Here is a 15228-nt window from a genome sequence, read left to right as displayed (position 1 = left end):
CGATTTACTTTAAATAATATCCGTGTCTTTTGGTATAAATAAGCTGACATGCAACTTAGCCCTCGATTTAAATGGTTTTCTCAACCGCTCGATCGCTATGCGATTGGGCTAGCAGCATTGTTAGCAGTAGCGATCGCCATACTTTTATGGGTAGGCGATCGCACAGCACCACAGGTGAGAGAGTTTAGCTGGCAGGGACAGAGGATTGATGCTACTAATATCTCTTTTTCTCTAACATTTAATCGTCCAATGGATCGCGATAGCGTTGAGAAAAACCTCAAATTTGATCCACCGCTCTCAGGGAAAACCAGTTGGTCATCACGGCGGATGTCCTATACGCCCTTAGCGCCAGCCACCTATGGTAAATCCTATACAGTTAAACTAGAAAATGCCTATGATCGCTTTGCTAGTGAATCTGGTAATAAAAAAGTGATCGAACCATTTACTGGTAGTTTTACGACACCAAATTCTTATTTTGCATATATCGGCTCACAGGGAGAAGAAAAAAGTCGCCTTATAATTTACGATGTGCTACAAAAGAATAAGCGCATTCTAACACCTGCTAATCTGGCTGTTATAGATTTTCGGATTTATCCTGATCGCCAAAAAATCCTTTTTGGGGCGATTGAATCGGTGGGGCAAAGCTTACTTGATCAAAAACTTTATCTGGTAACAACGGGAATCGATCGCGAAGATCGCTTAACGCCAAATCCGCCAGAAATCAAACCTATACTTGGTAGTGATGACTTTCAAAACTTTAAATTCGATCTCTCGCCCGATGGCAAAAACATCTTGGTGCAGCGCCTTAGCCGCCAACAAGTCGGGCGATATGGACTCTGGCTTATCAAAGATAACGAACAACCAAGATCGCTTGATAATCAGCCAGGAGGCGATTTTATGTTTACGCCCGACAGCGCGTCGGTGGCAATCGCTCAAGGCGAAGGAGTTGCGATTTTGCCTCTTGAGCCACAAGCCCCACCGCTGGACTTTCTCCCAAGATTCGGTACGGTTTTAAATTTTGGTAGAAGCGGTACGCAAGCAGCCACGATTAAATTTAATAAGGACTATACGCGATCGCTATATTTGGTAAATAACCAAGGAGTACAAAAGGAACTCACGAAAATTAATGGGTCAATTCTTGGTGCTCAGTTTGATCCTCAAGAAAAGACTATATATTGCTTACTCACTGATGTTGAACAAGATACTGCCAAAAATATATTCCGTGAGAAGCCATATCTCGCTGCCATTAATTTAGAAACAACTGAATTGCGAAGACTTTTAGAACTTCCACCACAAAGAGAAGTTCAATTTAATATTGCTCCTGATGGTCAATCAATCCTCTTAAATTCTGCAATTCCCAGTGACAAAAACACCTCTAATTCATCACCTATTCCCGAAGATTCTGCTCAAGCTTCTAGAAACACCCGCGCTCCGCAAGTGCCAACCCAGTTAATTATGTTGCCGATTAATAATCAAGGAGCAAATCCTCTGCAACCCGAAGTATTGCCCATGTTCGGCACAGTTCCACGCTGGTTGCCATAGACTACGGCAATTTTCGGAACGAAATAAAAGAAAATCCTATAAAGTGTTGCTTCGCAACACTTTATAGGATTTTCTTTTTTCTGGGTTGAGCGCAAAGCGTTGTAACAGCATAATTTAAGGTTAAAATACAATCAGTTCCACGGAGGTAAATATATGCCAGCTACATCAGTACTTAAGCGCCTCTTCAACGTGAAAGAATATGATCGGATGTCTGAATCTGGAGTGATAGCTGACGGTGAGCGCGTAGAACTAATTAGAGGAGAAATAATTAAAATGTCACCCATTGGTAGAAGACATGCAGCTTGTGTAATTCGATTGTCTGATGTTTTTACAAGAAAATTAGGTGATCGCATTTTACTAAGTGTGCAGAACCCTTTAGCTTTAGATAACACTTCTAAGCCTGAACCAGATGTAGTGTTGTTAAAGCGTAAATCTGATTGCTATGAGTCTGGACTACCACAGCCTGCTGATGTATTTCTATTAATCGAGGTGGCGGATAGTACTGTTGATAGCGATCGCGAGTTAAAAATTCCTCTCTATGCTGAAGATGGAATTACTGAAGTTTGGTTAGTTGATATTAATAGTGCTTGTATAGAAGTTTATCGTCAGCCCACTGCGAATGGTTATCAAGAAATCCAGAAATTCTATCGTGGTCAAAACTTATCTATTCTTGCTTTTCATGAGGTAAGTATTACTGTCGATGAAATCTTGGGATAGAGAAGCTGATAGAACAACAGTTGTTGTGACAGGTATTGGCATGATGACAGCGATCGCATCGGGTCGTGAAAATACTTGGCAAAAACTTTTAGAGAACAAATCAGGAATTAAGTTTGACCATCAATTACAACTTCCTGTTGCCAGAATTAATTGTTTAGAGAATTCTCATTCATCGCGATCGCAAGATTTATTAGAAAAAGCTACTTTAGAAGCGATCGCTGATGCAAATCTAGAAATTCCATTACTGAAATGCGGGGTAGTCATTGGTTCTAGTCGTAGTAACCAAAGAGAATTAGAATTACTTCTAGATAAACCTGACCAGATCTTAATTGAGAATAAATGGTGGCAATGTCAGCCAGCGAATTTATCAGCACAAATTGCTAATTTATTGCAAACTCAAGCTCCTGTATTCGCGCCGATGGCAGCCTGCGCAACTGCTAACTGGGCGATTGCTCAAGCTTGTCAATTAATCCGTTCAGGTCAATGTGAAATGGCGATCGCAGGTGCAACCGATGCGGCGATTACACCACTCACGATCGCAGGATTTCAAAAAATCAATGTATTAGCTAAATCAGGTGTGTATCCCTTCAGTCAGGAGCGTGAAGGTTTTGCTTTAGGGGAAGGAGCAGCCGTGCTAGTACTAGAGTCGTTGGAATCTGCAAGGCAGAGAGGTTGTAAAATTTATGGTAAAGTTTTGGGTTGGGGAATTACTAATGATGCTTATCACGCCACTAGTCCTAATCCTGACAATAAAATGGCGGCGATCGCAATTAAAAATTGTTTAACGCGATCGGAAATTAGTGCTGGTGATATTGGTTATATCAATGTGCATGGTACGGGGACGCAAATGAATGATGCCCGTGAAGCAGAATTAATCCAAAGACTTTTTCCTGAGAGTAAAGTGAGCACAACCAAAGGAGCCACAGGGCATACGCTGGGTGCAACAGGGATGATCGAGGCAGCATTTTGTCTATTAGCTTTGCGCGATCGTATTTTGCCTCCTACTTTAGGAATGCAAACTCCTGCTTTTGATTTACAAATGCTTCGACAAGCTGAGCAATCGCCTAATCTTCAATATGCGCTTAATTTCAGCTTTGGCTTTGGAGGTCAAAATGCGATTGTTGCTTTCGGTCAAAATTTATAGAGATGACGCTTCGCGTCACGCGTCATCGACAGGGGCGATCGCAATGCTGGATAGGTCAGTGAAGCTTTTGGGATTAGTGGGGTCAAACTCTCTGATTTTTTCGACAGTACCGCGATTGCAGCTTAGGCGAATGGGAAGATTTCGATTAACTGGAAACACTTCAAAACTAAATCCTTTGCGGTTCCATTGTTTTGATTCTTTTACTTCTTTGACTTCTTCATATCCCAATCTTGCCAAAGCAGAAGCTAGTAATTTAACTGATTGCGAATCGCCGATATTGAGATAGATGCTATGTTTTTGGAAGACTTGAGGGGATGGTAGATGGGGCTGGAGCGCGTTAATGGTGGTAGCGATCGCTAGGTTATGTTGTGGTTTGGCAAGCAATTCCGCTAATATCTCAATCCTTGTCCAAGCAGTTTCTAAATCGATTTGGGTGGATTCGTAGGGAAATGTATCAAGGGGTTGATATAGATAAACGCGCCATGACATTGACTGGAGTTGTAATGCCCATCGGGTTGCTTCTTCGACGGTGGCGGTGACGATGAGTAATGGTTTAGTTTGTTGTTGACATAGGTGGGTGCTAATCAGTCCTTTGCCTAAGCGTGATAGTCCTGATAGGGATATGCTTTTAGCTGTTGTCAGTTTCTCACCTATTTTTGTGGCTATAGGCGATCGGGCTATGTTCTCTAGGACTGCTGTGAGGGTCATGGGTATAGTCATGAATAGACTAATTCAGGTTCATTGATGAGGCGTAATAGCTTGACAGGTTCGATTGTTTCCATAGCGAAGGTATTGCCTTTTTTATCGGTAAAGTCGATTAGGAATGCTTTGTTATCAAAGGACATTAAAACTGTTCCCATTTGTCCTCGTCGCAGTAGAATTTGCTGATGAGTGACTTTATGAGTAGCGATCGCCTCTTCTGTTAAAGCAACAAGATCATATTCTTGGATTTCGTTCATAGTTGTTTTCTAATCAATAGGGTAATTTCATTGGCTAGGATTTGAAGATTGTGGGTCATGCTTATTGTAGCAAGGTTGTTATAGGCGATCGCACAAGATTAAGCTTTGACAGAGCGAAAATACCCTTAGATATATCTAGGATTTTTATGAGTGCTGCATTAAGTTGTACTATAGCTATAGGCAAAGTGATTAGGACATAGTAATCAAATAAATTGACTAAATGATGTATTTCCTTACTGACTCTACTGATATAAATAGAATTCATTTATCCTCAAAGATAAACATACAGAACCGTAGCCAATTGGGACAGTTTTTAACACCTGCTCCAATTGCTCGTTTTATGGCAAGACAATTTAATAATCTTTCAGGACATATCAGTTTGCTTGATGCAGGAGCAGGTGTTGGAGCATTATGCGCAGCTTTTGTAGAGCAATTGTTAGTTACTACTAATCCAATAGAAAGTTGTTTTATAACTGCCTATGAGATTGAGCCAAGTTTTATCCCAACTTTAAAACAGCAATTGATCGAATGCTGTGTTGCTTTAGAGCATAAAGGAATTAAGTCTGGTTATTGCTTATATGAAAAGAACTTTATAGAAGATTCTGCTCAAATAAATTCACCACTTCTGACTAAATTTAAAAGCTTATTTAGTCATGCAATTCTAAATCCACCTTACAAAAAAATTAACAGTCAATCATCTGAAAAAAAAGCTCTCTTAAATCTTGGCATTGATACGGTTAATCTTTACAGTGCTTTTGTCTGGATTGCGATGTTGCAACTTGCAGAAGATGGAGAGATGGTTGCTATTACCCCAAGAAGTTTTTGTAATGGGATGTATTTTCGTCCTTTTCGTAAAGCGATTTTACAAGATATGGGGATTCACAAAATCCATATTTTCAAGAGTCGTTCAACTGCTTTTATCGATGATGATGTATTGCAAGAAAATATTGTTTTTCAGGCTGTCAAAACAAAACTTAAACCTAATTTTATAGAAGTTACTAATCATACTGGAAATACTTTAGATGAATTTTCAGAAATAAGAAAAGCTCCCTACGATCAAGTAATTGATATGAATGATCGTGAACAATTTATTCACATTATCACTAACTCTCTAGAAGATGCATTAAGAATACAAATGCATAAAATGCCCTGTACTTTAAACGAACTTGGTTTAGATATATCAACTGGTCCAATTGTTGATTTTCGGCTCAAGGCTCATTTAAGAAGTTACTTAGATAATAAAAATATTCCTCTTCTCTATCCAGAATCAATCAAAGCAGGTATGGTTGACTTCCCTCCAAAAAACCCGCGTAAAGCGATCGCAATCGAACATAATTCTGCAACCCAGCAATGGTTAATCCCCAAAGGGTGGTACGTTATGACCAAGCGATTTTCAGCAAAAGAAGAAAAACGTCGCGTTACGGCTGCGGTTTGTCCTCCTATGGATGAACCGTTATTGGGTATAGAAAACCATCTTAACTACTTTCATGCTAAAGGGAAAAGCTTGCACCCTGATCTCGCAAGAGGTTTAACAGCTTTTCTCAATTCAACATTATTTGACAATTATTTTCGTCAATTTAGTGGTCATACACAAATCAACGCCACAGATTTGCGTAGAATGAAATATCCTTGTAAAAATACTTTGATGTCTTTAGGGAGTCAAATTGATGACTCCATACTCGATCAAAAATCTCTCGATAATCTTGTCCATAAAACTCTGTCAATTATGAGCGAAGTAACTAACGCAATCCAAGCTAGTCAGCGCATTGAAGAAGCTCTTGCTATTCTCAAAAATATCTCTGCACCTAAAGAACAGCAAAATGAACGCTCAGCGCTTTGCTTGCTGGCATTGGCAAATATTCGTCCCGATCATCTTTGGAGTCAAGCGACAGCCCCAAGCCGCAGAATTACCGAAATGATGGATTGGTTTCGTGATTACTACGGTAAACAATATGCACCTAATACAAGAGAAACAGTAAGAAGACAAACGATGCATCAATTTGTACAAATGGGACTAGTAATAGAGAATCCAGATCGTCCAGATAGACCAATTAATAGTCCTAAGTGGTGTTATCAACTTCATCCACAAGCTCTTTATCTTTTACAATCGTATGGTTCTGAGCAGTGGGAAGAATCTCGGCAGAATTATGCTATTTCAGTCAGAAATATATTGCAGGATAAGGAACGAAATATATCGATGATTCCAGTTACATTACCTGATGGTAGCTCAATTCAGCTTTCGGCAGGCGGACAAAATTTATTAATAAAAGACATCTTAGAAGAGTTCTGTCCTAGATTTACACCGAAAGGAATCGTTTTATACGTTGGTGATGCGGGAGAGAAATTTATTGTTAATGCGACTCAAAGATTTAAAGAACTTGGTATCGAACTCGATCCCCACGGTAAAATACCAGACTTGGTAGTGCATTATGAAGATAAGGGCTGGCTTGTATTAATAGAAGCTGTAACTAGTCACGGTGCTGTTAATCTAAAGCGTCGCAATGAATTAAAGCAAATTTTTCATTCCAGCCGAGCTGGATTAGTTTTTGTTACCGCATTCCCAAGCCGAAAAGAAATGACAAAATATCTAGCCGAAATTTCTTGGGAAACGGAAGTTTGGGTAGCTGATCAGCCAGACCATATGATTCATTTCAACGGAGAAAGGTTTCTTGGTCCCTATGAATAACAGACAGCATTCAAAGCAGGGATTAATCCACGCATCACCGCAACCTGCATTGCCTTAGCTTTCCGCACTGAACCATGACGATAAACCTGCATTAACTCATTCAGCTTTTTAACTTCCTGTGCATTAAGCAATCCTTCACTATTTCGAGCTTGTAAATCACTAAAAAGCCTTTGCTGCTGTCCACCCATTTGCAAATTACAAAGAGCCAGAACCTGTTCATCAGGCAGTGCCTCTATGGGAATATCATTAATTGTGCGATCGATCCATTCAATCAGCATTTCTTCAATCCCCTGACGATTGAGCGCAGCAATTTCCCTAACTTTTTTTGCCAAAGGTTCGGGACGTTCTAAAGCGATCGACTCAGACATATTGCCTCGTAGACAACACTAAATTTTGATTGATTAAATACAGTATAACCGTCAAAAACCGCACCTAAGCAATCTCCGCCAAAGGCATAAAACTTGCACTTTCCAACGCACGAGATGCAAACAGCAAACAAGCCCTAATATCCGCCTCAACCAAACCTTCATACTCATCCAAAATCTCCGTCACAGTTGCACCATGAGCCAGCAGATTTAGAATGTACTCAACAGATAACCGTGTCCCTCTAATGACAGGCTTTCCCACCATCACTCTAGGACTAGAAGAGATCCGATTTAACAAATTTTGTTCTTTCATATTTTCTAAGAATTTAACTTGACTTATCACAACCATCATACATAACCAAACTTCTGATTACTTTTTGCGAAGTCTCTCTAGAAGTTGAATTCGTTTTTGTTGCCACCAATCATCATTAATCTCGATCGCCTCACCACTATCCAAACCCTCTAACAGCAAAGTTTCCAAACGCGCTTGAGCAACCCTCTCCGCCTCTTGACGCAGCAACTGCCGAATATATTCACTCGTAGTACTGTAGCCACCCTTAGCAACCTGTTCATCTATAAAAGTCTTCATAGAATCAGGAACAGAGATATTTACTGTAGTCATAGCTAGTAGTTATGTATATTTCTGACTATTCAATTATGGCAAATATTGCCAACTTTTGTCAAACAGCGATCGCGATTCAGGGTAGAGATGATAAGATATCAAAGTATAAACCTCAATGTGAAAGTGATTTATACACAGAAATTAGGAGTTAACTTATGCGGACAATCACCCTACAAATTGATGATAGCGTTAGCGACAAATTTCTATGGTTACTTGATCGCTTCTCTAAAGACGAAATTAAAATTTTAGACCAATCCGATTATGTCAGCGATGATGAATATCTTAGAGGAATTGAAGGAATGGTTCAAAGTATCAAGATAGCCCGTGCTGAACCCATTGAACAAGGCGTAACTCTAGATAAACTGGATTGGTAATGTACAAAATAATTTTCATGACGCAAGCTCAAAAAGATGCCAAAAAGCTTGCTTCCAGTGGATTGAAACCCAAAGTTCTGCAACTAATCAAGATTATTGAAGAAGACCCATTACAATATCCGCCAGATTATGAATTTTTAAAAGGAGACATGAAAGGGCTAATCAGTCGCCGCATCAACAAACAGCATCGGATAGTTTACGAAATCTTTGAATCAGAAAAATTGATCAAAATCTATCGGATGTGGAGTCATTACGAATAGCTCTATTCAAGCGTCTCGCTTTTTAGGACTAGGCTTAGCCACTTTACTAGATCGCTTTGGCTTCCCCTGAGCAGCTTTCTTTTCTTTCCCAGTAGCAACCTTACCCAAATTCGGCTTAGCCGCCTCATCAAGATCGCCAAACTTCTTCGACCACCACTTCTCCTGAGAAGACCAGAAAAAGACCACATCCGCATGATCCTTGCGTTGACGCGCCTGAACATCCGCACACTTCAACATCACCTTATTCACACCTTCCTTAGTATAGGGAAACTTAGCCAAAGGCTTACCACAGACTGGACAAGCAAAACTAGTAACCTCCGCCGTCACTGCATTCTCGCCCTTCGGTTGAGGAATCTCCCACTGATTACGGCGATCGCTCCAAAACATGACCAGATTCTCACAGCCATGCTCGCACTTGAGAAAATGCCCACCACTCACCTTCTTAGAAGGAATCTTACTGAGCGGATGGTTACAAGTAGGACAAGCCACATCCGAAAGCTCATTTTTACGATCGCTTGGCTGTAAATCCGCACCGAGATTTGTATAAGCCCGCGCCAACATTGGCTGAAAATAGGACTGATGCCAACCAATCAAATAGCTTTGCCATTCCAACTTACCCACCGAGATTTCATCCAAAGTCGTCTCCATCCCTGCGGTGAAATCGGCTCTGAGCAAATCGGGAAAAGTTTTATGCAACACATCATCCGTAGACATTCCCAAAGCCGTAGGTTCGAGAACCTTACCCTTGAGTAACACATAGGTTCTATCCTTAAGCGTCTTGACGATCGCTGCAAACGTACTCGGTCTACCCACACCCTGACGCTCTAGCACCTGTACCAACTTTGCCTCGCTATACCTAGCAGGAGGTTGAGTTTGTTTCTGCGTAAACCCCGCATTTGCCAAAGCCAAGGTCTGACCGCTCGTTAACGCAGGAATATGTTTATCCTTACTCAAATCATTCCAATAGCGCGTATAACCCGCAAAGGTGAGAATACTACCCCTAGTCTGCCAAAGCGTCGAACCTGCCTGAATAATCACCCGACTTTTCTGAATCAAAGCATTCGCACATTGAGAAGCCACGGCTCTGCGCCAGATTAACTCATACAGTTGATGTTGTTTCGCACTGAGATGGTCTCTCACCGTTTTCGGCGTAATACTCAAATAGGTAGGACGAATCGCTTCATGGGCGGATTGAGCATTCGCCTGTTCGCGATGACGAGTAGTTTTCTTGGGCACATTATCAGGATCGTGTTTTGATAGCCATTCCTTCACCTCCGCACAAAACTCAGGAGCGAGACTAGTGCTATCAGTGCGGTGATAGGTAATCAAACCCTTGCGACCTTGGGGCAAATCGACACCCTCAAACAACTCTTGAGCCACCTTCATCGTCTCTTCAGGCGATAGCCCTAATCTTACCGAGGCAGCTTGCTGGAGTGAACTGGTAATAAAAGGCGGCAACGGGGATTTTTGAGCAGTGACACCCGAAGCTTCGCGAACAACATGGGGATGATTACGGGCTACTTGAATAATTCTGGTAGCTTCCGCTTCCGACAAAACCCGTTTTGACTCAACCGTAGATTCCGCATTCACTTCCGCCGCATCATCGGTGACATCGTTATCGTCAAGCACAGGCTCAATCTCACTGCTACCCGCATAGAAAGCTGTGAACCCTTCAGCATATTCTGTCCATACCGACCAGTAAGTAATCGGCACAAAGGTATTAATCTCGCGTTCCCTCTGACAGACGATATGCAAAGCCACCGACTGCACCCGCCCAGCCGAGCTACCGCCGCTAGTACGACGCACAAGTGGTGAAACCTTAAACCCAATCAACCTGTCCAAGCATTGTCTAGCACGTTGCGCGGAAATCAAGTTCAAATCTAACTGATGAGCATTGGCGATCGCCGCTTTAACTGCCGTAGGCGTAATCTGGTTATAAACAGCCCGTTTAGGATTACGAAGATGGAGTTGCTGTTGTAAATGCCATGCAATCCCCTCACCCTCGCGATCGCCATCGGTAGCCAGCACCACTTCTGAAGCATTCTTCACCGCCGCCCGTAATTTGGTGACTACCTGTTGACCCTTACCTTCCGTCAATTGATAACGGCATTCAATTTTGTTGGTATCTTTGTGCATGGTAAAGCCCAAACTATCTTCACCATCTTTAGCCAGTTCCGTAAAGTGACCAAAAGAAGCTTCCACTTGCCATTCACTGCCAAGGATGGCTTGGATGGTTTTGCATTTGGATGGAGATTCAACGAGTAATAGCTTTTTCATATTTTTATACCTGTGTAAACTTTATCGCCAAACGGACTTATTTCTGATTTTCAAGAGGTTTGGTTTGCTGTGCATTCAACATGGCGACAGCCCTACTGATATTGGCTGCATCTCGATCGGTAACATTAGATTCAATGATTTTGCCTTGCGACTCCACTAGGATCGAATTAACAGGACGATCCTTTGCCTTTAAAGTCATCGGATACTTCGCTAATCCATCAAACATCGACAGAGCCATAGATTGAATCTGGGATGACGCGAAGCGTCATCTATATAAAACTAAGAGTAATCGCTATACTGGTGAATGATATATTTGACCAGCAGTGCTTGAGCATCATCGTGTTCCTATGGGCTATGAGCCACTACACCACAAATATCGACCGCAAATCTTTGCTGACCTCGTTGGGCAAGAGGCGATCGCGCATACTCTTAGCAATGCCTTAAACACTAAGCGTATCGCACCCGCATACCTATTTACAGGCGCAAGAGGTACAGGCAAAACGTCCAGTGCGCGAATCATGGCAAAGTCGCTCAATTGCCTAAGCTCTGACCAACCTACTCCCAACCCTTGTGGCAAGTGTGAACTATGCCACAGCATCGCTAATGGTAATGCGCTGGATATTACCGAAATTGATGCGGCAAGTAATACTGGTGTTGATAATATTCGAGAATTAATCGAACGCGCCCAGTTTGCGCCAGTTAAGGCAAGATTTAAGGTTTATATTATTGACGAATGTCATATGCTCAGCACAGCAGCGTTTAACGCACTGCTAAAAACCCTTGAAGAGCCTCCCGATCGCGTTACTTTTATTCTTGCAACTACCGATCCACAGCGCGTATTACCAACGATTATTTCGCGATGTCAGCGATTTGACTTTCGGCGGATTCCACTTGATGCGATGGTCAAGCATTTAGGGAAGATTGCTGCAAATGAGAATATTAATATTCATATTGAAGCACTAACTTTAGTTGCTCAGATTGCTCAGGGTGGATTACGTGATGCAGAATCTCTACTCGATCAATTGAGTCTATTGGATGGAGAGATCACAGTTGAAGCAGTATGGGATTTAGTAGGTTCAGTTCCTGAACAGGATTTACTATCATTGATCGAAGCGATCGCAGCCGATCATTCCATTCAACTAATTGATTATGTGCGACGAATTATGGATCGGGGTCGAGAACCCTTGATCGTTTTGCAGAACTTAGCGAATGTATATCGAGATCTATTAATTGCGAAAACAGCCAGCGATCGCAGTGACCTCGTTGCCATGACTAGTTCTGGTTGGGAAAGGCTGAGTCAACTAGCTCAAAGTTTACCCATTCCTAATATTTTGCTAGGTCAACAACATTTGCGATCGGCAGAATTGCAAATCCGTAACACCACTCAGCCTCGCCTATGGCTAGAAGTTACACTCATGGGTTTACTGCCATCAGCACAGGGTGCGATCGCTCAGCCACAATCACCACTCCCTTCTTCGGCACAACCATTTATTCCATTGCGGACCCCTGCAACTCCGCAAGTTGCCACCCAACCACCGAAAACAAATCCTGCTGTACAAGCTCCACCTCAAGCTCTATCAATTCCAATACAAGAATCACCGCCAATCCCTCAAACGTTGAAAGTGGCTGAACCCTCTGCACCTTCAATATCCCCCCTACCTGCTATTGAAACGCCGATATCATCTGGAAGTGATGATATTGAGAACTTTGCTTCAGTTGGATATGATTTAGAGCAGATGTGGCAAAGCATTTTGTCAATGTTGCCAACACCTACAAAATGGGTTTTTATCCAGATACAGGCTCATATTCTTACGATCGATAGTAGTAGTGTCAAAATCGGCTTAGCTGGGAAGCGTGATGAAACCACAAAAAATATCGTGGTTCAGAAGCGCCCAGAACTAGAAGAAGTTTTTGCCAAACATTTGCAGCGCCCGATTAAGGTGATGTTTTCATTTGTGTCTACACCTCCACAAGCTGAAACAGTAAAAGTTGCGGCTCCACTTCCTGTTAGTCCTGCGATCGCACCGCCGCCAGTCACTTACCAAAATCCAATCCCACCTTCAGTTTCCAATACTCCAGCTACACCTCCATCGACAGTTCCACAAATAAACATTGCGCCGCCTAACCCTGTTAACCCACCTCAGAGCCAACACAAAGGTTATGTTGGGATGTCGGAAGATGATAGGGTGATCAAAAATTTGGCAGATTTGTTTAATGGACAGATTGTTGATCTTGATGAAGAAGCCGATGAGCAGTAGCTAGCTCTAGGTTCAAGTAATACCAATTCTTAAAAGTGTGGCAACACTTCTGTGAATTAAAACCCAAACCCTGTAAAGGTTTTAAAAACACAAAATGGTGTAGCCATTTTGTGTTTTGGTATAACATCTATAGCAACGTAAGAGATAGCTAGGACAAATCAAAAACCAAAAGACGAATGGCGGCGCGAAGCACCGCCATTCGTCTTTTGGTTTTTTGTCCTAAGCAAAACTTACATTGCTATATATAGAGACGTTAACTGCGCCAAAGTGAACAATTACGATTCTTTACCATTTTTACTTTTTACTTTTACCTTTTTACTTGGATAACTTGTGTTGACATTGCTTGCGGTAGATTAGCTCTAATTGATTGCCAACCTTCATGAATAGCTTGGTTTGCTGATCTTGCAGTGCAAGGAATAGGCGATGAAATGCCGAAGCAAAAATGGCAATAATTAAACCTGTCGCAGTTGTAATTAGTGCCTCTGCAATACCTTCGGTTAGTGATCCCGACTTCGTATTAGCCGCAACATCACCAATTTTGAGAGAATAAAAGGAACTGATTAACCCTATTACAGTTCCTAGTAGCCCCAATAAAGGCGCGATCGTAATCACTGCTTCGAGCAGCTTTTCACCCTTGAGCATTTCTGTTAATTCTTCGTCGGCAGTACTTTCAAGCGCCAGCCGAAATAGTTCAGGGTCTGGCTCCTCTAGGGCTAAGGGAGCATAGAGAAACCTTGCCACAGGAACCTTTAAGGATTGCTCCGCTGCCACTGCTGCTAGTTTCAGGTCTTGGCGAGCGATCGCCAAAATGTTTTCGGCAGTTTTTCGTTCTTGCTTGATGATGGCAAACCAAAAAATTAGCCGCTCCATGATCCCAGCCAACGCAAATACTGATAGTGCCGTGAGTGGGTACATAACTAGTCCCCCCGCCTTGAACAACTCAATCACTTGAATTGGACTCCTTTTCTTCTGCGGTTGACTCTCGTTCTTCGCGTTCTCGACTTAGTTGATTAATTAGCGACAGCACTTTGACACCACGTTCAAAGGATCGATCTTCATGGAAGACAACTTCGGGAACGCGCCGTAATGATAACCGTTGCCCAACTTCGCGCTTGATAAAGCCAGTGGCTGAAGCGAGAGCCTCCATAGTTTGCGCTCTAGCTTCTTCAGTACCATATATACTGACAAAGATTTTTACATGTTGGAGATCGCCTGATAGCTCGGCATCGGTAACACTAACCATACCCATGCCCACGCGATCATCTTTAATATCTTTAAGCAACATGTTACTGACTTCTCGCTTAATTAATTCAGCAACACGAGCAACTCGTCTTGTAGTAGCCATAGATTTGTACTTATCACAATAAACTTTAAGTTTTGAACTTTTTGATATAAAGTCCATCTCGGATGGACTTTATATCATAGGCTGTCGTAATACCGACAATCCTGACAGGGACCACAGGGGTTGACCGCACAGCGAATGTAAGGCGATCGCGCATTATATTTGCAGCTGACTTTGCCAATCACATAACCAAATCCATCAATGCAGGTCATCTCGGCTGGTACTGGTGCTTTGAGCTTTAAGGATATAGGCGTGGAGATCGCCGCCGAATTTATTTGCCGATAATGAGCTTGAGTACGGTGAAGCACCCACAGGGATAGGATTGGTGGCGCTACACCCACTAATAAGATGATAATGATATCTAACATAATGCTTAACATGGTGATAGTTCAACATGTGGCGAAGTTGAAGCTCAAATCAAATCTGCGTCAAGATTCACTAAGCGATGTCTAGTCCTAGCATAGCTCTTAATACTAGTGATACACCAATAAAACCACTAATGATTGCTGAAATCATAGCGATCGCAGTCAGAGGATTGTTGAATAAAGGAATAATTGGCGCAATCACTACAGAGAGAACGCCACCGGTGATTAGGGCGAGGAATTTGGGGTATCGCAGCAGGTTTTGGATAAAGTTTTTCATTGTTTAGTTAGTTTAATACATTAGTAAAAAATTCGCTCAG

At 42.1% G+C, this 15228-nt stretch carries 18 protein-coding genes; 7 read left to right on the top strand and 11 right to left on the bottom strand.

Features of this window, described 5'->3' with window-relative positions:
• The first annotated feature begins 48 nt into the window (after nt 1-48).
• The 3 genes from PseudUWO311_RS16265 (at nt 49) to PseudUWO311_RS16255 (ending at nt 3403) form a co-directional block, all read left to right on the top strand.
• Nucleotides 49-1542 (top strand): Ig-like domain-containing protein, encoded by a 1494-nt coding sequence (locus PseudUWO311_RS16265; protein ID WP_142656296.1) that lies wholly within the window; start codon nt 49-51, stop codon nt 1540-1542.
• 153 nt (nt 1543-1695) lie between these two features.
• Entirely contained in the window at nt 1696-2259 is a 564-nt protein-coding gene (locus PseudUWO311_RS16260) for a Uma2 family endonuclease (RefSeq protein WP_142656295.1), read from the top strand.
• Complete coding sequence (locus PseudUWO311_RS16255; RefSeq protein WP_142656294.1) at nt 2243-3403, top strand: beta-ketoacyl-ACP synthase; 1161 nt, start codon at nt 2243-2245, stop codon at nt 3401-3403. Before PseudUWO311_RS16260 ends, PseudUWO311_RS16255 begins: the two co-directional genes overlap by 17 nt.
• Before the next feature lie 15 nt (nt 3404-3418).
• Here PseudUWO311_RS16255 and PseudUWO311_RS16250 read toward each other — a convergent pair whose 3' ends face one another.
• Nucleotides 3419-4123 carry a hypothetical protein gene (locus tag PseudUWO311_RS16250; protein WP_223807610.1) on the bottom strand — a complete coding sequence of 235 codons (705 nt, stop codon included), beginning with the start codon at nt 4121-4123 and terminating at the stop codon, nt 3419-3421.
• On the bottom strand, nt 4120-4362 hold the full coding sequence (locus PseudUWO311_RS16245; RefSeq protein WP_142656293.1) for a DUF4926 domain-containing protein: 243 nt from the start codon (nt 4360-4362) through the stop codon (nt 4120-4122). The genes PseudUWO311_RS16250 and PseudUWO311_RS16245 overlap by 4 nt, the downstream gene beginning before the upstream one ends.
• Nucleotides 4363-4582: 220 nt before the next feature.
• Between PseudUWO311_RS16245 and PseudUWO311_RS16240 the strand changes: the two genes are divergently transcribed.
• Nucleotides 4583-7048 carry a BsuBI/PstI family type II restriction endonuclease gene (locus PseudUWO311_RS16240; RefSeq protein ID WP_142656292.1) on the top strand — a complete coding sequence of 822 codons (2466 nt, stop codon included), beginning with the start codon at nt 4583-4585 and terminating at the stop codon, nt 7046-7048.
• On the opposite strand, the gene PseudUWO311_RS16235 is transcribed toward PseudUWO311_RS16240, so the two are convergent.
• The 3 genes from PseudUWO311_RS16235 to PseudUWO311_RS16225 all read right to left on the bottom strand — a co-directional run bounded on the left by PseudUWO311_RS16235 (nt 7039) and on the right by PseudUWO311_RS16225 (nt 8035).
• Nucleotides 7039-7416, bottom strand: a complete 378-nt coding sequence (locus tag PseudUWO311_RS16235; protein ID WP_142656291.1) for a hypothetical protein — start codon at nt 7414-7416, stop codon at nt 7039-7041. The two genes, PseudUWO311_RS16240 and PseudUWO311_RS16235, sit on opposite strands and share 10 nt — an antisense overlap.
• 64 nt (nt 7417-7480) lie before the next feature.
• A complete protein-coding gene (locus PseudUWO311_RS16230) occupies nt 7481-7726 on the bottom strand; it encodes a DUF433 domain-containing protein (protein WP_142656290.1) in 246 nt (81 codons plus the stop codon).
• A gap of 57 nt (nt 7727-7783) precedes the next feature.
• Entirely contained in the window at nt 7784-8035 is a 252-nt protein-coding gene (locus tag PseudUWO311_RS16225) for a type II toxin-antitoxin system ParD family antitoxin (protein WP_142656289.1), read from the bottom strand.
• Nucleotides 8036-8190: 155 nt separating this feature from the next.
• Here PseudUWO311_RS16225 and PseudUWO311_RS16220 point away from each other — a divergent pair, with 155 nt between their 5' ends.
• Together PseudUWO311_RS16220 and PseudUWO311_RS16215 are read left to right on the top strand one after the other, a co-directional pair.
• Nucleotides 8191-8409: a hypothetical protein gene (locus PseudUWO311_RS16220; RefSeq protein WP_142656288.1), complete on the top strand. Its 219-nt coding sequence runs from the start codon at nt 8191-8193 to the stop codon at nt 8407-8409.
• Nucleotides 8409-8669, top strand: coding sequence for a Txe/YoeB family addiction module toxin (locus tag PseudUWO311_RS16215; RefSeq protein ID WP_142656287.1), 261 nt, complete (start codon nt 8409-8411; stop codon nt 8667-8669). Before PseudUWO311_RS16220 ends, PseudUWO311_RS16215 begins: the two co-directional genes overlap by 1 nt.
• 6 nt (nt 8670-8675) lie before the next feature.
• Here PseudUWO311_RS16215 and topA read toward each other — a convergent pair whose 3' ends face one another.
• Together topA and PseudUWO311_RS16205 are read right to left on the bottom strand one after the other, a co-directional pair.
• Nucleotides 8676-10946 carry a type I DNA topoisomerase gene (gene topA, locus PseudUWO311_RS16210; RefSeq protein WP_142656286.1) on the bottom strand — a complete coding sequence of 757 codons (2271 nt, stop codon included), beginning with the start codon at nt 10944-10946 and terminating at the stop codon, nt 8676-8678.
• Between the two features lie 37 nt (nt 10947-10983).
• On the bottom strand, nt 10984-11184 hold the full coding sequence (locus PseudUWO311_RS16205; RefSeq protein WP_142656285.1) for a hypothetical protein: 201 nt from the start codon (nt 11182-11184) through the stop codon (nt 10984-10986).
• A gap of 109 nt (nt 11185-11293) precedes the next feature.
• On the opposite strand from PseudUWO311_RS16205, the gene PseudUWO311_RS16200 reads away from it, so the two are divergent.
• Entirely contained in the window at nt 11294-13204 is a 1911-nt protein-coding gene (locus PseudUWO311_RS16200) for a DNA polymerase III subunit gamma/tau (protein WP_142656330.1), read from the top strand.
• Between the two features lie 315 nt (nt 13205-13519).
• Here the strand turns inward: PseudUWO311_RS16200 and PseudUWO311_RS16195 are convergent, their stop codons facing one another.
• The 4 genes from PseudUWO311_RS16195 to PseudUWO311_RS16180 form a co-directional block, all read right to left on the bottom strand.
• The gene (locus PseudUWO311_RS16195; RefSeq protein WP_223807608.1) at nt 13520-14119 is read right to left on the bottom strand and encodes a MotA/TolQ/ExbB proton channel family protein; all 600 of its coding nucleotides are present in this window, start codon (nt 14117-14119) and stop codon (nt 13520-13522) included.
• Nucleotides 14120-14144: 25 nt separating this feature from the next.
• The gene (gene rbfA, locus PseudUWO311_RS16190; RefSeq protein ID WP_142656283.1) at nt 14145-14549 is read right to left on the bottom strand and encodes a 30S ribosome-binding factor RbfA; all 405 of its coding nucleotides are present in this window, start codon (nt 14547-14549) and stop codon (nt 14145-14147) included.
• Nucleotides 14550-14623: 74 nt separating this feature from the next.
• Nucleotides 14624-14914: a DUF6464 family protein gene (locus PseudUWO311_RS16185; RefSeq protein ID WP_142656282.1), complete on the bottom strand. Its 291-nt coding sequence runs from the start codon at nt 14912-14914 to the stop codon at nt 14624-14626.
• Nucleotides 14915-14984: 70 nt separating this feature from the next.
• Nucleotides 14985-15188: a DUF751 family protein gene (locus tag PseudUWO311_RS16180; protein WP_142656281.1), complete on the bottom strand. Its 204-nt coding sequence runs from the start codon at nt 15186-15188 to the stop codon at nt 14985-14987.
• Nucleotides 15189-15228 lie beyond the last annotated feature (40 nt).

Source organism: Pseudanabaena sp. UWO311 (assembly GCF_006937785.1).
Taxonomy (GTDB): Bacteria; Cyanobacteriota; Cyanobacteriia; order Pseudanabaenales; family Pseudanabaenaceae; genus Pseudanabaena.
This window is presented reverse-complemented; position numbering and strand designations above follow the sequence as displayed.